At 71.2% G+C, this 13,204-nt stretch carries 11 protein-coding genes; 1 reads left to right on the top strand and 10 read right to left on the bottom strand.

Translation table 11 applies throughout. The annotated features are described in order from the left end of the window. Window position 1: 1 nt before the first annotated feature. The 10 genes from hutG to AC07PU_RS14650 form a co-directional block, all read right to left on the bottom strand. Window positions 2-817, bottom strand: a complete 816-nt coding sequence (hutG, locus tag AC07PU_RS14695; RefSeq protein ID WP_495318392.1) for an N-formylglutamate deformylase — start codon at window positions 815-817, stop codon at window positions 2-4. 12 nt (window positions 818-829) lie between these two features. Further along, window positions 830-2,212: a formimidoylglutamate deiminase gene (locus AC07PU_RS14690; protein ID WP_495318390.1), complete on the bottom strand. Its 1,383-nt coding sequence runs from the start codon at window positions 2,210-2,212 to the stop codon at window positions 830-832. Beyond that, entirely contained in the window at window positions 2,209-3,453 is a 1,245-nt protein-coding gene (gene hutI / locus AC07PU_RS14685) for an imidazolonepropionase (protein ID WP_495318388.1), read from the bottom strand. Before hutI ends, AC07PU_RS14690 begins: the two co-directional genes overlap by 4 nt. 25 nt (window positions 3,454-3,478) lie before the next feature. Further along, entirely contained in the window at window positions 3,479-4,060 is a 582-nt protein-coding gene (locus AC07PU_RS14680) for a HutD/Ves family protein (protein WP_495318386.1), read from the bottom strand. A 2-nt stretch (window positions 4,061-4,062) separates the two neighbouring features. After that, window positions 4,063-5,796, bottom strand: a complete 1,734-nt coding sequence (hutU, locus tag AC07PU_RS14675; RefSeq protein WP_203203652.1) for a urocanate hydratase — start codon at window positions 5,794-5,796, stop codon at window positions 4,063-4,065. A gap of 52 nt (window positions 5,797-5,848) precedes the next feature. Continuing rightward, window positions 5,849-7,414 carry a histidine ammonia-lyase gene (gene hutH, locus AC07PU_RS14670; RefSeq protein ID WP_495318384.1) on the bottom strand — a complete coding sequence of 522 codons (1,566 nt, stop codon included), beginning with the start codon at window positions 7,412-7,414 and terminating at the stop codon, window positions 5,849-5,851. Between the two features lie 64 nt (window positions 7,415-7,478). Beyond that, window positions 7,479-8,258 (bottom strand): histidine utilization transcriptional repressor HutC, encoded by a 780-nt coding sequence (gene hutC, locus AC07PU_RS14665; protein ID WP_495318382.1) that lies wholly within the window; start codon window positions 8,256-8,258, stop codon window positions 7,479-7,481. A 4-nt stretch (window positions 8,259-8,262) separates the two neighbouring features. Next, on the bottom strand, window positions 8,263-9,051 hold the full coding sequence (locus tag AC07PU_RS14660) for an ABC transporter ATP-binding protein (protein ID WP_495318921.1): 789 nt from the start codon (window positions 9,049-9,051) through the stop codon (window positions 8,263-8,265). Between the two features lie 5 nt (window positions 9,052-9,056). Further along, window positions 9,057-9,944, bottom strand: coding sequence for an ABC transporter permease (locus AC07PU_RS14655; RefSeq protein ID WP_495318380.1), 888 nt, complete (start codon window positions 9,942-9,944; stop codon window positions 9,057-9,059). Window positions 9,945-9,985: 41 nt separating this feature from the next. Continuing rightward, complete coding sequence (locus AC07PU_RS14650; RefSeq protein WP_495318377.1) at window positions 9,986-10,948, bottom strand: ABC transporter substrate-binding protein; 963 nt, start codon at window positions 10,946-10,948, stop codon at window positions 9,986-9,988. Window positions 10,949-11,321: 373 nt separating this feature from the next. Between AC07PU_RS14650 and recQ the strand changes: the two genes are divergently transcribed. Beyond that, window positions 11,322-13,196 carry a DNA helicase RecQ gene (recQ, locus tag AC07PU_RS14645; protein ID WP_495318375.1) on the top strand — a complete coding sequence of 625 codons (1,875 nt, stop codon included), beginning with the start codon at window positions 11,322-11,324 and terminating at the stop codon, window positions 13,194-13,196. The last annotated feature ends 8 nt before the right edge of the window (window positions 13,197-13,204 follow it).

Genomic DNA, 13,204 nt, shown 5'->3' with positions numbered 1-13,204 from the left:
CTCACCCGCGGCCTTCGACGAAGTCGAGCACCGCCTCGAGCATGCGGCGCACCTGCGGCTGCACACCGGCCGCCACCTGGGGCAGGTAGGCGAAGGGCAGCGTTTCCTGCATGTAGCTCGACTGCGTCATCTCGAGCTGCACCGCATGCACGCCACCCGCGGGGTTGCCGTACTGGCGCGTGATGTGGCCGCCCTTGAAGCGGCCGTTGAGCACGCCGGTGTAGCCGGGATTCGATGTCGCGATGCCCAGCAAGGTGGCGGCGAGCGCGGGGTCGCAGCTCTTGCCGTCGGCGGTGCCGAGGTTGAGGTCGGGCAGCTTGCCCTCGAAGAAGCGCGGCAGCACCGAGCGGATCGAGTGCGCGTCCCACAGCGCGATGGTGCCGTGCGCGGCCTGGAGCCGGGCCAGCTCGGCCGCGAGCTGCGCGTGGTAGGGCTGCCAGATCGCCTCGCGCCGCGCGGCGATCTCGGCCTCGCCGGGCAGGTCGCCCGCGGCGTACAGCGGCGTGTCGTCGAAGGTGTCGACCGGGCACAGGCCGGTGACGCTCTGGCCCGGGTAGAGGCTGGCGCCGTCGGGCGGACGGTTGAGGTCGATCACGTAGCGCGAGTGCGTGGCCACCAGCACCGAGGCGCCGAGCGCGTCGGCGAAGTCGTAGAGCTGCTCGAGGTGCCAGTCGGTATCGGGCACATGGCGCGCCTCCTCGGTGAAGCGCGCGAGCAGCGCGCCCGGCACGTGGGTGCCCACGTGCGGCATCGAGATCAGCAGCGGGCGCGTGCCCTGGCGGAAGCGGAAGGCCGGTTCGGTGGTGGTGAAGCTCATGGCGTGGGTTCCTCAGTCTTGAAGCAGTTGGGTGCGCGCGGCCACGAAGGCGGACGCGGCCTCGGCATGCAGCGCATGGCGCCCGGCGGCAACGCGCGGGCGGCCCGCCACCCATACGGCGTCGATGGCGCGGGTGCGGTGGCTCGCGAAGACGTGCGCCGACAGCATGTCGGGCGCCGACAGCCCCTGCAGCGCGAGCCGTTGCGCATCGAGCACCACGAAGTCGGCCTGCTGGCCCGCCGCGAGGCCGCCGATGGCGCGGCCCGCGGCCTGCGCGCCGCCCTGCACCGCCTGCAGGGTGAGCGCGGTCGCCACCTGCGGCTGCGCCGCGGTCGCGCCCACGTTGCGCTGGCGCGTGCGCAGGCGCTGGCCGTACTCGAGCATCAGCAGCTCCTCGGCCGCATCGACACAGGCGTGGCTGTCGGAGCCCAGGCCCCAGGCGCCGCCGTGCTGGCGCCAGGCCGCGAAGTCGAACAGGCCGTCGCCGAGGTTGGCCTCGGTGGTCGGGCAGAGGCCGGCGACCGCGCCGCTGCGGGCACCGCGCCGGTATTCGTCGGCGTCCATGTGCGTGGCATGCACCAGGCACCAGCGCGCGTCGATCGGCGCATGGTCGAGCAGCCACGCCACCGGGCGCTGGCCGCTCCAGGCGACGCAGTCGTCGACCTCCTTGGTCTGCTCGGCGATGTGGATGTGGACCGGCGCGCCGGCCTCGATCGCATCGAGCCCCGCGAGCGCCTCGCGCAGCGCGTCGGGCGGCACCGCGCGCAGCGAGTGCGGCGCGAGGCCGAGCCGCGCGCCCTGCGCGTCGCAGGCGGGCTTCAGCGCCTCGAGCAGCCGCAGCATCGAGTCGGTGGAACGGATGAAGCGCCGCTGCCCCTCGTTGGGCGGCAGGCCGCCGAAGCCGCTGGTCTGGTAGAGCACCGGCAGCAGGGTGAAGCCGATGCCGGTCTTGTGCGCGGCGCGCAGCAGCGCGCGGCTCAGCGTGGCGTCGTCGGCATAGGGCTTGCCGTCGGCGTCGTGGTGCACGTACTGGAACTCGCAGACGCTGGTGTAGCCGGCCTCGAGCATCTCGGCATAGAGCCAGGTCGCGATGTCCTCCATCTGCCACGGGCCGAGGCGCGCGGCGAAGCGGTACATCAGCGTGCGCCAGCTCCAGAAGCTGTCCTGCTGTTCGGCGCGGTGCTCGGTCAGGCCCGCGAAGGCGCGCTGGAAGGCGTGCGAATGCAGGTTGGGCATGCCGGGGATCACGGGACCGTTGGCCGTGTCGGCATCGGCGGGCTTGTCGGCGCCGGCCCTTGCCTCGACGAGCTGGCCGGCCGCGTTCCATGCCAGCAGCACGTTCTTCGCCCAGCCGGTGGGCAGCAGCGCGTCGGCCGCGAACAGCGCGCGGGTCATGCCGAGGCTCCCACGGCTTTGACGGCGATATGGCCCTGCCGCACCACGGTGCGCACGGGCCGCTGGCCGAACCAGTAGGCGAGCTCGGCCGCGTCGCGCACCGACCAGAGCACGAAGTTCGCGGGCCGGCCCGCGGCGATCGCGCCGTGCGTGGCCTCGAGGCCGAGCGCGCGCGCCGCATGCACGGTGACGCCGGCCAGCGCCTCGGGCACGGTGAGGCGGAACAGGGTGCAGGCCATGTTGACCATCAGCAGCAGGCTCAGCGCGGGCGAGGTGCCGGGGTTGTGGTCGGTGGAGATCGCCATCGGCACGCCCGCGGCGCGCAGCGCCTCGATCGGCGGCAGGTGGGTGTCGCGCAGCGTGTAGTAGGCGCCGGGCAGCAGCACGGCCACGGTGCCGGCCGCGCGCATCGCCTCGATGCCCTCGGCCGACAGGTGCTCGATGTGGTCGCAGGACAGCGCGCCGTAGCGCGCGGCCAGCGCGGCGCCGCCCATGTCCGAGAGCTGCTCGGCATGCAGCTTGACCGGCAGGCCCAGCGCCCGGGCGGCCTGGAACACGCGCTCGGTTTCGTCGAGCGAGAAGGCGATGCGCTCGCAGAACACGTCGACCGCGTCGACCAGCCCCTCGGCCGCGAGCGCCGGCAGCATTTCGCGGCAGACCAGTTCGATGTACTCGCCGCTGCGGCCCGCGTATTCGGGCGGCAGCGCGTGGGCGCCGAGGAAGGTGGTGCGCACCGTCACGCCGTAGTGCTCGCCGAGCCGCCGCGCCACGCGCAACTGCTTGCGCTCGTGCGCGAGCGCGAGGCCGTAGCCCGACTTGATCTCGATCGCGCAGACGCCGTCGGCCAGCAGTGCCTCGAGCCGCGGCGCGGCCTGGGCGAACAGCGCGTCTTCGTCGGCCTCGCGCGTGGCGCGCACCGAGGAGACGATGCCGCCGCCGGCCTTCGCCACCTCCTCGTAGCTCGCGCCCGCGAGCCGCATCGCGAACTCGTTGGCGCGCTGGCCGCCGTAGACCAGGTGGGTGTGGCAGTCGACCAGGCCCGGCGTGGCCAGCGCGCCGCCGCCGTCATGCACGGGCAATGCGGCGTACTCGGCCGGCAGCGCCGCGCGCGCGCCGACCCAGCGGATCGTGCCCTGCGCGACGACGAGGGCGGCATCGTCCGATTCGATGCCGGGTGCGGCGCCCGGCGCGAGGCGCAGGCCGGTCCAGAGGCCGTCGGCGGAAGGATGGGAGAGGGTCATGGGTCTGTGGTCTCGGGTTGCGGCCTCAGGCGGGAACGATGCGCACGGCCACGAGGCGTGCCGTCGCGTCCTCGGGCTCGAGCTGCCAGCCGCGCGGTGCATCGGACCAGCACAGGCCCTCGCCCTCGCGGCACGCCGCGCCGCCGGCATCGAGCCGCCAGCCGCCGCGCAGCGCGAGCAGCACGCCGTGCGGCGCGGCCTCGAGCGCCGTGGCGCCCTCGAGCACGCGCACCTCGGCGCGCCAGGCGCCGCGGCGGGTCATCACGTTGAAATCGCTCGAGGCGCCGCCCAGCAGCGTGCAGTCGAGCGCGATGTCGCCGCTGAAGGCGAAGGGCCGGTGCGGCGCGTCGAGCCGGTGGTCGATGGCGCCGTCGGCCGAGCGCAACCGCACGCCGTCGCCCTCGAGCAGCATGATGCTGCGGTCGATGCCCGCGAAGCGCGAGAACGGCCCGGCCTGCGCGATGCTGGCGATGCTCACGCGCCAGCCGAAGTCCTCGAGCCCGGCGCCGGCCGGCCAGCAGGCGATCTCCTGCGTGGTGCCGCCGCCGTTCTTCCACGGCGTGACGGGCAAGTTGGCGCGCGAGAAGCGCTGCGTGCCGCCGGCCATGCTCAGCCCTTGATCATCGGCAGCTTCAGGCCCTGCTTCTTCGCGGTGGCCACGGCGATGTCGTAGCCCGCGTCGGCATGGCGCATCACGCCGGTGGCGGGGTCGTTGAACAGCACGCGTTCGATGCGTTTGGCGGCGGCGTCGGTGCCGTCGCAGACGATCACCACGCCCGAATGCTGCGAGTAGCCCATGCCCACGCCGCCGCCGTGGTGCAGGCTGACCCAGGTGGCGCCGCCCGCGGTGTTGAGCAGCGCGTTGAGCAGCGGCCAGTCGCTCACGGCATCGGTGCCGTCCTTCATCGCCTCGGTCTCGCGGTTGGGGCTGGCGACCGAGCCGGTGTCGAGGTGGTCGCGGCCGATCACGATCGGGCCCTTGAGCTCGCCCGACTTCACCATCTCGTTGAAGGCCAGGCCGGCCCTGTGGCGCTCGCCCAGGCCGAGCCAGCAGATGCGCGCTGGCAGGCCCTGGAAGCTGATGCGCTCGCGCGCCATGTCGAGCCAGCGGTGCGTGTGGGTGTTCTCGGGGAATAGCTCCTTGATCTTGGCGTCGGTCTTGTAGATGTCTTCCGGATCGCCCGAGAGCGCGACCCAGCGGAACGGGCCCTTGCCCTCGCAGAACAGCGGCCGGATGTAGGCCGGCACGAAGCCCGGGAAGTCGAAGGCGTTCTTCACGCCCTCGTCGAAGGCCACCTGGCGGATGTTGTTGCCGTAGTCCACGGTCGGGATGCCCATGGCCTGGAAGTCGAGCATGGCCTGCACGTGCACCGCGCACGACTGCGCGGCCGCCTTCTTGAGCGCGGCATGCTGCGACTCGTCCTTCATCGCGGCCTGCCATTGCGCCACGCTCCAGCCCGCGGGCAGGTAGCCGTTGATCAGGTCGTGCGCCGAGGTCTGGTCGGTCACGAGGTCGGGCTTGAGACCGCCGGCCTTCGCGCGCTTCACCAGCTCGGGCAGGATCTCGGCCGCGTTGCCCAGCAGCGCGATCGACACCGCTTCCTTGGCGTCGCAGTGCTGCTTGATCAGTTCGAACGCATGGTCGATGTCGCGCGCCTGCTTGTCGACATAGCGGGTGCGCAGGCGGAAGTCGATGCTCGACTGCTGGCACTCGATGTTGAGCGAGACCGCGCCCGCGAGCGTGGCCGCGAGCGGCTGCGCACCGCCCATGCCGCCGAGGCCGGCCGTGAGGATCCACTTGCCCGCGAGACTGTTGTCGTAATGCTGGCGGCCGGCCTCGACGAAGGTCTCGAAGGTGCCCTGCACGATGCCCTGGCTGCCGATGTAGATCCAGCTGCCGGCCGTCATCTGGCCGTACATGAAGAGGCCCTTGCGGTCGAGCTCGTTGAAGTGCTCCCAGTTGGCCCACTGCGGCACCAGGTTCGAGTTGGCGAGCAGCACGCGCGGCGCGTTCTCGTGCGTCTTGAACACGCCCACCGGCTTGCCCGACTGGATCAGCAGGGTCTCGTCGTCCTCGAGCTCCTTCAGCGAGGCGAGGATCTGGTCGAAGCATTCCCAGTTGCGCGCGGCGCGGCCGATGCCGCCGTAGACCACGAGGTCCTGCGGCCGCTCGGCCACTTCGGGGTCGAGGTTGTTCTGCAGCATGCGGAACGGCGCCTCGGTGAGCCAGCTCTTGCAGTTCAGCTGGCTGCCGCGCGGGGCGCGGATCACACGCGTGGGGTCGTGGCGCGGATCGGCGCCGGTGGCAGCGTTGGCGGCGATGAATTTGTCGGGTGCGTTCATGGCGGGAGTCCTTTCGATGGCAAGGAAGGTCGGACGAAGAATCGGGGAAGGTTCAGGCGCGGCTCGGCAGCACGGCGGCCAGCGGCGCGGCCCAGTCGCCGCGGCGGGCCCACAGGCGCATGGCTTCCACGTCGGGCGCCATGAAGCGGTCCTGCTCGATGAAGGCCACGCGCTCGCGGATGGCGGCGAACTCGGCCTCGACCAGCGCGGAGCTGCGCGGGCTGTCGGCGTTGCGCTTGAGCTCGATGCCCTGGCAGGCGCCCATGGCCTCGATGCCGACCACCACCGCGGTGTTGTCGACCATCTCGGCCAGGCGGCGGCCCGCGAAGGTGGCCATCGACACGTGGTCTTCCTGGTTGGCCGAGGTCGGCAGGCTGTCGACGCTGGCCGGATGGGCCAGCGACTTGTTCTCGGAGGCCAGCGCCGCGGCCGTGACCTGCGCGATCATGAAACCGGAGTTGACGCCGCCGTCGCGCACCAGGAAGGGCGGCAGGCCCGAGAGGCCCGAGTCGAGCAGCAGCGCGAGCCGGCGCTCGGAGATGGCGCCGATCTCGCTCACCGCCAGCGCGATGATGTCGGCCGCGAAGGCCACGGGCTCGGCGTGGAAGTTGCCGCCCGAGATCACGTCGCCGGTGTCGCTGAAGACCAGCGGGTTGTCCGAGGCCGCGTTGGCCTCGATGCGCAGCACCCGCGCCGCATGCGCGAGGTTGTCGAGGCAGGCGCCCATGACCTGGGGCACGCAGCGGATCGAGTACGGATCCTGCACGCGGCCGCAGTCGGCGTGCGAGGGCACGATGTCACTGCCCTCGAGCAGCGCGCGCACCGCGCCCGCCACCGCGATCTGGCCCGGCTGGCCGCGCGCGGCGTGGATGCGCGCGTCGAAGGGCTTGATCGAGCCCTGGATCGCCTCGAGCGAGAGCGCGCCCGCCATCAGGCCGGCCGCGAACACGTCCTCGGCGCCGAACAGGCCCGCCAGCGCGAGCGCGGTCGACACCTGCGTGCCGTTGAGCAGCGCCAGGCCTTCCTTGGGGCCGAGCACGAAGGGCGCGAGGCCGATGCGGCGCATGGCCTCGGTGCCGCCGATGGTCTCGCCCTCGGGCGTGCCGACCTCGCCCTCGCCGATCAGCACGCAGGCCATGTGGGCCAGCGGCGCGAGGTCGCCCGAGGCGCCGACCGAGCCCTTGCTCGGGATGCGCGGCAGCAGGCCCGCGTTGAACAGCGCGAGCAGCGCGTCGACGATCTCGGGCCGCACGCCCGAATGGCCGCGCGCCAGGCTCACGGCCTTGGTGGCGAGCACCAGCCGCACCACGCCGTCGGGCAGCGGCACGCCGGTGCCCACGCTGTGCGAGAGCACGAGGTTGCGCTGCAGCTCGGCCAGGCGCTCGGGCGGAATGATGGTCTGCGCGAGCTTGCCGAAGCCGGTATTGATGCCGTAGACCACCTCGCCGGCCTCGACGATGCGGCGCACGGTGGCCTGGGCGGCCAGCAGGCCGGCGCGCGCGGCGCCGGCGAGCTCGAGCCGCGCGCCGCCCGCATGGATGCGGCGCAGCGCGGGCAGGTCGACCTCGCCGGGCGAGAGCACGAGCGGTTCGGTGGCGGCGTGGGGAGCAAGCTTCATGGTGCGATCCTGTATATACAAGTAGGTGCGAAAAAAATCGAAGGCCGGTATGGCGAGCGTGGGTTCAGCCGAAGGCCTGGTTGCCGTCGACGCGGAAGCGGCTGCCGAGCCGGTAGCGCGAGGCCGGGTGCAGGCAGCGCACCAGCGTCACGGGCAGGTCGCGGGTCCAGGTGCGGCGGGTCAGCAGCAGGCAGGGGTCGGCCGGCGGCATGTCGAGGCGCTCGGCCTGTTCGGCGGTGGGCAGCACCGCGTCGACCACGTGCTCGATCTGGTCGAAGGGCACGTTGCGCACCAGGTACTCGCCGGGCGAGACGACCGAGAAGTCCTGGTCGAGGAACTCGGGCACGGCGCGCGGATTGACGTAGCGGTCCTCGATCTGCACCGGCGTGCCGTTCTCCAGGTGCAGGCAGACGGTGTGGAACACCGACTCGCCGGGCCGCAGGTCGAGCCACACGGCGATGTCGGGCGAGGCGGCGATGCGCTCGAGCGCGATGAACTCGCAGTGGTAATCGTGGCCGCGCTGGCGGATCTCGCTCGCGATGTTGGCGATCTGCAGCAGCGTGGACTGCGGCTTGTTCTCGGCCACGAAGCTGCCCACGCCGGCCACGCGCACGATGCGGCCCTGCTCCGAGAGCTCGCGCAGCGCGCGGTTGGCCGTCATGCGCGAGATGGCGAACTGCGCCACCAGCTCGTGCTCGGACGGCAGCCGATGGCCGGGCGGCCAGGTGCCGTCCTGGATCTTGCGCGAGATGTGGTCCTTGACCTGCGCATAGAGCGCGAGCGACGGCGCGGCCGCAGGGGCGCCGGCGGGGTTCGGTGCGGAGGACGGCAGGTCGCGCTTCATGGTCTCAATGCTCCGCCGCCGCCATCGATTCGGCGCGGATCTCCTCGGTCAGCCGGGCCTTGATCTCCATGAACTCGGGCGAGGTCTTGATCGTGTAGTGGCGCGGATGCGGGAAGTCGACCGCGATCTCGGTCTTGATGCGGCCGGGCCGGGCGCTGAACACGGCCACGCGGTTGGCCATGAAGATGGCCTCGTCGATGTCGTGCGTGACGAACAGCACCGTCTTCTGCGCCGACTCCCAGATGCCCAGCAGCAGCTCCTGCATCAGCACGCGGGTCTGGTTGTCGAGCGCGCCGAAGGGCTCGTCGAGCAGCAGCATCTTGGGGTCGTTGGCCAGCGCGCGCGCGATCGCGGTGCGCTGCTGCATGCCGCCCGAGAGCTGCTTGGGATAGTGGTGCTCGAAGCCGCGCAGGCCGACCTTGGCGATGAAGAACTCGCTGCGCTCCTTCTGCTCGGCCTCGCTCATGCCGCGCTCGCGCAGGCCGAAGCGGATGTTCTGCGCGATCGTGAGCCAGGGGAACAGGGTGTAGCTCTGGAACACCACGCCGCGGTCGGCGCCCGGGCCCTCGATCGGCTGGCCGTCGAGCAGCACCTCGCCGGTGGTCGGGAAGTCGAGCCCCGCGACGATGCGCAGCAGGGTGGACTTGCCGCAGCCCGAGGGGCCGAGGATGGTGACGAAGTCGTTCTCGCGCACCTCGAAGTCGACCGGCAGCAGCGCCTGCGTGCGCTGGCCACGCGTGCCGGTGAAGGTGCGCGAGACGCCGCGGATCGACAACTGGGCCGGCTTGACGATGGTGCTCACAGCGTGCTCCAGGCGAAGAGGCGGCGGTTGACCGCCTTGAAGGCGAAGTCGGACACGAGGCCGATCACGCCGATGACGATGATCCCGAAGATGATCTGGCCGGTGTTCAGGAGCGCCTGGCTGTCGGTGATCATGTGGCCGATGCCCGAGGAGGAACCGATGAGCTCGGCCACGATGACGTAGGTCCAGGCCCAGCCCAGCACCAGGCGCAGGGTCTCGGCGATGCCGGGCGCGGCGCCCGGGATCAGCACGCGGCGCACGATGCCCCGGCTGCTGGCGCCCAGCGTGTAGGCCGCCTCCACCAGGTCCTTGCGCGCGCTGCCCACGGTCACGGCCACCATCAGGATCACCTGGAACACCGAGCCGATGAAGATCACCAGCAGCTTCTGGCTCTCGCCGATGCCGGCCCAGAGGATCAGGAGCGGAATGAAGGCCGAGGCCGGCAGGTAGCGGCAGAACGAGACGAAGGGCTCGAGGAAGGCCTCGATCGGCTTGTAGGCGCCCATCGCGATGCCCAGCGGCACCGCGATGACCGAGGCCAGCACGAAGCCGCCGACCACGCGCCACACCGTCATGCCGATGTCCTGGATGAAGTTGTACTCGGTGAACAGCAGCCAGCCTTCGCGCAGCATCGTGACCGGGCTGGCCAGGAAGGTCGGCGAGACGAAACCGCCGAGCGTGAAGAAGGCCCAGACGGCGAAGAACAGCACGAAGAAGCCGACGCCGAGCATCCAGCGCGCGCGCGGGCTCACGGGTTCGAGCGGCGCCATCGCGCGGCGGCGCCGCGCGGCGGCGGGCACGGCGGCGGGGAGCACGGCGGCGGGGGGAACGGAGGCCGCCGCGGGAGCGGCTGGCGCGGAGGGGATGACGGTCGTCGCTTCCATGGCGGGCGATGCGTGGCGCTTCGTCGTTGTGGCTGGGTGGCTTACTTGATGAAGCTCGCGTCGAAGGTCACGGCCAGGTCCTCGGGCGCCTTGCGGATCACGCCGGCCTCCAGCAGGATCGGCACCGACTCCTTCATGAACTGGGTCAGCTCGGCGCTGAAGAACTTCTGGTTCGCCGCCTTGTCCTGCCAGCGCAGGTAGGCCGAGGACTTGGCGAACTGCTCGCCGCTCTGCTTGACCGCGCTGCCCATCAGCTCGTTGGACTTGGCCGGGTCGGACTTGATCATCTCGAGCGCCTCGAAGTACGAGTCGGTCAGCGCCTGCGCGGCCTTGGCGTTGGCCTTGAGCCAGGTCGGCGCGCAGCCCACGGTGTCCATCACCATCGGGTAGTCGAGCGTGGTCGCGAGGATCTTGCCGGCCTGCGGGTTGGCGCGCACGGTCGACAGGTAGGGCTCGTAGGTCATGGCGGCGTCGTTCTGGCCCGCGACGAAGGCCTGCGCGGCCGGCTGGGGCTCGAGCGAGACGGTCTTCACGTCCTTGATGCTCATGCCGTTCTTCGACAGCATCCAGGCCAGGCCGAAGTAAGGCGCGGTGCCGGGCGCGCTCACGCCCACGGTCTTGCCCTTGAGGTCGGAGAAGCTCTTGACGTCGTTGCGCACCGCGATGCCGTCGGCGCCGTAGGACTTGTCCATCTGGAAGATCTGCACGATCGGCACGCCGTTGGCGTTCCAGGCCACGTGCGTCTCGATGGTGGTGGCGGCGCACTGGATCGCGCCCGCGGCCAGCGCCAGGTGGCGGTCCTTCTGCGGAATCATCTTGAGCTCCACGTCGAGCCCGTTCTTCTTGAAGATGCCGGCCTTGTCGGCCAGCGACAGCGGCGCGAAGCCGGTCCAGCCCGACATGCCGAGCGTGATCTTGGTCTGGGCGGCGGCGCCCCCGGCCGCGCCCGCGATGCATGCACCGGCTGCCAGCAGCGTGGCGATCTTTGCGACTGTCTTGGCCATCGAGGCCCTCCTGTTCGTGTGAAGCGTCAATTGAATCGGCTGGCAGCGCCCGTCGGAGCTTTCCGTGGTGCGCGGCCGCAGTGTCATTCGCCTGAACACCCCTGTATATACAGGATAACCCGAAAAAGCCGCGGCGAGAACGGTGCAAGCCGGCGCGGAGCGCACCTTGTATTGGTGCGAACCGCCCGACGCATGCACCAGTATGCTGTCTATACAGGCGTTTCAGGCGAATGCCGACCGCTTGCAAACGGCGTGCCAGCCGGGCTTGGCACCCAGGCCGACGGGCGGTCGCGCCCGGCCCCGCGACCGCGGCGGCGCGCGTGCTGCGCTGCGGCGACAATCGACCCCTTCCGTCGCCACCCAGCCCGCCGCCTTGTCCAATTCACCTTCCGCCGACCCCGCGCAGATCCTGCACGAGGTCTTCGGCTACGCCGCCTTCCGCGGTCCGCAGGCCCCGATCGTCGACCACGTGACCGGCGGCGGCGACGCCCTGGTGCTGATGCCCACCGGCGGCGGCAAGTCGCTGTGCTACCAGATCCCCGCGATCGCGCGCCAGCGCGCCGGGCACGGCATCGCGGTGGTGGTGTCGCCGCTGATCGCGCTGATGCACGACCAGGTCGGCGCGCTGCACGAGGCCGGCGTGGACGCCGCCTTCCTCAATTCCACGCTCGACTGGCAGCAGACGCAGGACGTCGAGCGCCGCATGGCGCGCGCCGAGGTCACGCTGCTGTACGCCGCCCCCGAGCGCGTGACCACGCCGCGCTTCCTCGAGCTGATGGATGCGCTGGCCGCGCGCGGCAAGCTGTCGATGTTCGCGATCGACGAGGCGCATTGCGTGAGCCAGTGGGGCCACGACTTCCGTCCCGAGTACCGCGCGCTGACCGTGCTGCACGAGCGCTACCCGGGCGTGCCGCGCATCGCGCTGACCGCCACCGCCGACGCGCTCACGCGCGCCGACATCGTCGAGCGGCTGCAGCTCGAGCAGGCGCAGCAGTTCGTCTCGAGCTTCGACCGGCCGAACATCCGCTACACCATCGTCGAGAAGAAGGAAGCCACCACGCAGCTGCTGCGCTTCATCGAGCGCGAGCACGAGGGCGATGCCGGCGTGGTCTATTGCCAGTCGCGCAAGCGCGTGGAAGACGTGGCGGTGGCGCTGCGCGACGCGGGCATCAACGCCCTGCCCTACCACGCGGGGCTCGACGCCTCGGTGCGCCAGGCGCACCAGGACCGCTTCCTGCGCGAGGAAGGCATCGTGATGTGCGCCACCATCGCCTTCGGCATGGGCATCGACAAGCCCGACGTGCGCTTCGTGGCCCACCTCGACATGCCCAAGAACATCGAGGGCTACTACCAGGAGACCGGCCGCGCGGGCCGCGACGGCGAGCCGGCCCAGGCCTGGATGGCCTACGGCCTGCAGGACGTGGTGAACCAGCGCCGCATGATCGACGAGAGCCCGGCCGGCGAGGAATTCAAGCAGGTGATGCGCGGCAAGCTCGATGCGCTGCTCTCGCTGGCCGAGGCCAGCGACTGCCGGCGCGTGCGCCTGCTGGGCTACTTCGGCGAGCAGAGCACGCCCTGCGGCAACTGCGACAACTGCATCGCGCCGCCGCAGGTCTGGGACGGCACCGACGCGGCGCGCAAGCTGCTGTCCACCGTCTACCGCGTGCAGCAGCAAAGCGGCATCAGCTTCGGCGCCGGCCACGTGATGGACATCCTGCGCGGCAAGGAGACCGAGAAGGTCAAGCAGTTCGGCCACGAGCGCATCAGCACCTTCGGGCTCGGCGCGGAATTCAGCGAGGTGCAGCTGCGCGGCGTGCTGCGCCAGCTGATCGCGATCGGCGCGGTGGCGGTCGACGCCGAGGCCTACAACACGCTCAAGCTCACCGAGGGCTCGCGCGCGGTGCTGCGCGGCGAGACCACGGTGTCGCTGCGCGAATCGATCTCCTCGCCGACGACGCGCGGCGGCAAGGCACGGCGCGAGAAGACCGCGCGCGGCGCGCCCTCGCCGGCCGCGGCCACGCTCGACGCGCAGGGCCAGTCACGCTTCGACGCGCTCAAGGCCTGGCGCGCCGAGGTGGCGCGCGAGCACAACCTGCCGGCCTACGTGATCTTCCACGACGCCACGCTGGCCGCGATCGCCGAGCGGGCACCGGCCACGCTCGAGGACCTGAAGGGCATCAGCGGCATCGGCACGAAGAAGCTCGAGGCCTACGGCAGCGAGGTGCTGCGGGTGTGCTCGGCCTTCTAGCCGGCCCA

The sequence above is a fragment of the Variovorax sp. GW821-FHT10D07 genome (genome assembly GCF_059415325.1).
This window is presented reverse-complemented; position numbering and strand designations above follow the sequence as displayed.

What these genes read in the sequence shown, in the direction of transcription:
- hutG (WP_495318392.1), bottom strand. Translation starts at nt 817, where the DNA reads ATGAGCTTCACCACCACCGAACCGGCCTTCCGCTTCCGCCAGGGCACG.
- AC07PU_RS14690 (WP_495318390.1), bottom strand. Translation starts at nt 2,212, where the DNA reads ATGACCCGCGCGCTGTTCGCGGCCGACGCGCTGCTGCCCACCGGCTGG.
- hutI (WP_495318388.1), bottom strand. Translation starts at nt 3,453, where the DNA reads ATGACCCTCTCCCATCCTTCCGCCGACGGCCTCTGGACCGGCCTGCGC.
- AC07PU_RS14680 (WP_495318386.1), bottom strand. Translation starts at nt 4,060, where the DNA reads ATGGCCGGCGGCACGCAGCGCTTCTCGCGCGCCAACTTGCCCGTCACG.
- hutU (WP_203203652.1), bottom strand. Translation starts at nt 5,796, where the DNA reads ATGAACGCACCCGACAAATTCATCGCCGCCAACGCTGCCACCGGCGCC.
- hutH (WP_495318384.1), bottom strand. Translation starts at nt 7,414, where the DNA reads ATGAAGCTTGCTCCCCACGCCGCCACCGAACCGCTCGTGCTCTCGCCC.
- hutC (WP_495318382.1), bottom strand. Translation starts at nt 8,258, where the DNA reads ATGAAGCGCGACCTGCCGTCCTCCGCACCGAACCCCGCCGGCGCCCCT.
- AC07PU_RS14655 (WP_495318380.1), bottom strand. Translation starts at nt 9,944, where the DNA reads ATGGAAGCGACGACCGTCATCCCCTCCGCGCCAGCCGCTCCCGCGGCG.
- AC07PU_RS14650 (WP_495318377.1), bottom strand. Translation starts at nt 10,948, where the DNA reads ATGGCCAAGACAGTCGCAAAGATCGCCACGCTGCTGGCAGCCGGTGCA.